The sequence below is a fragment of the Rubellimicrobium sp. CFH 75288 genome (assembly GCF_009904055.1).
Classification (GTDB): Bacteria; Pseudomonadota; Alphaproteobacteria; order Rhodobacterales; family Rhodobacteraceae; genus Rubellimicrobium.
In genome coordinates, this window is the sequence record NZ_WYDP01000050.1 from 1 (window position 1) to 1,206 (window position 1,206).

General features: G+C 67.8%; 1 protein-coding gene and 2 pseudogenes. All 3 read right to left on the reverse strand.

Going from position 1 to position 1,206, the window contains the following annotated elements; translation table 11 throughout:
- Nucleotides 1-338 (reverse strand): annotated as a pseudogene (locus GT358_RS16305) (Clp protease ClpC); the annotation flags it as partial.
- Between the two features lie 84 nt (nucleotides 339-422).
- Entirely contained in the window at nucleotides 423-902 is a 480-nt protein-coding gene (locus GT358_RS16310; RefSeq protein WP_371416317.1) for a phosphate-starvation-inducible PsiE family protein, read from the reverse strand.
- Between the two features lie 4 nt (nucleotides 903-906).
- A pseudogene (locus GT358_RS16315) lies at nucleotides 907-1,206 on the reverse strand (cell division protein FtsH); the annotation flags it as partial.

Sequence of the window (1,206 nt, forward strand, 5' to 3'; positions counted from 1 at the left end):
GCGAAGCCGGCACCCTGCCGGCGGGTGCTGCGGGCGAGCGGGGCCTCGTCGCCGAAGCTGGCATCCACCACCGCCTCTTCGTTGCCGGGCTGCATGGGCGGCATGTCGAAGCCGCGGTCGGCCATCAGGCTGCGGAACGGATGCTCGCCGAAGAATTCCTCGAACAGGCTGCCGCGGCGGCCGAAGAGCGATTCGAGCGGCGAGGCCGTGCGCCCCTGGCGGCGCAGGGTATCGCGGTAATGGACGTCGCAGAGTTCCATGGTCTGGGTGCGTCCGTTGACCGAAGTGCGCACCCGTACGGTGGCCTGGTTTCCGCAGATGTCGCACTTGCCCTGCATGTCTTCTCTCCCTTGCATTATGTCTTCTCTCCCTTGCATTCGCAGCCATCGTAGCGAGTAGTCCGGGTCCCGCATTGACAGCGGTCAAGTCGCCGGCGGCTTTCCCCCGCGCGGCGGCCCCGTGAGGATCAGCCAGTAGATCCCGCCGAGAGCGAGGGTGGCGAAGGCCAGCGCCGCGATCGTCGCCGCGCCGATCTTCTCGAGATCTAGGATGATGAACTTGCGCAGAAGCGCGAGCAGCGCCACCAGCACCACGATGCGGACGTGGAACACCGTGTCGTGGCTTTCGACCGAAACGACGATCGAGCGCTTGAACTCGAGCGCGATGATCACGGTGAAGATCGCGCCGAACACGGACTGGAATACCTGGTGGTCGGTCGGGTCGAGCGACCCTTCGAGCACGAGGCCGAACAGCACGCGCAGGAGGAGGTTCCACATCGCCGCGAGGATGACGACGATGAGAAGCCCCGACAGGGCGATCGTCACCACCTGCTCGAAGCGCTGGTAGAGCGTGAGGACCGCCCAGCGGTCGGCGAAGGCCCTCCAGTCCGAGCGCAGCGACACGGGGCTACTCCGCTGCCATCGGCAGCGGCCTCAGCGCGGGGAAGTCCTCGGGCGTGATCGTCTCGCGCTCGAGCAGAAGCTTCGTGCCCGCCTCGAGATCGGCACGCCGCGCCGCGAGAAGCTCCTTGGCGCGGGCATAGGCGGCGTCGATCAGCTCGCGCACGGCGAGGTCCACCTCGCGCGCCGTCGCCTCGGAATAGTCGCGCGGGGTCAGCGCGGGTGCTGCATCCTCGCCCAGGAAGCTCGCCCGCTGCGCCTCGAGCACCGCCTGGCCGAGCTTCGGATGCATCCCGAAGCGGGTGAC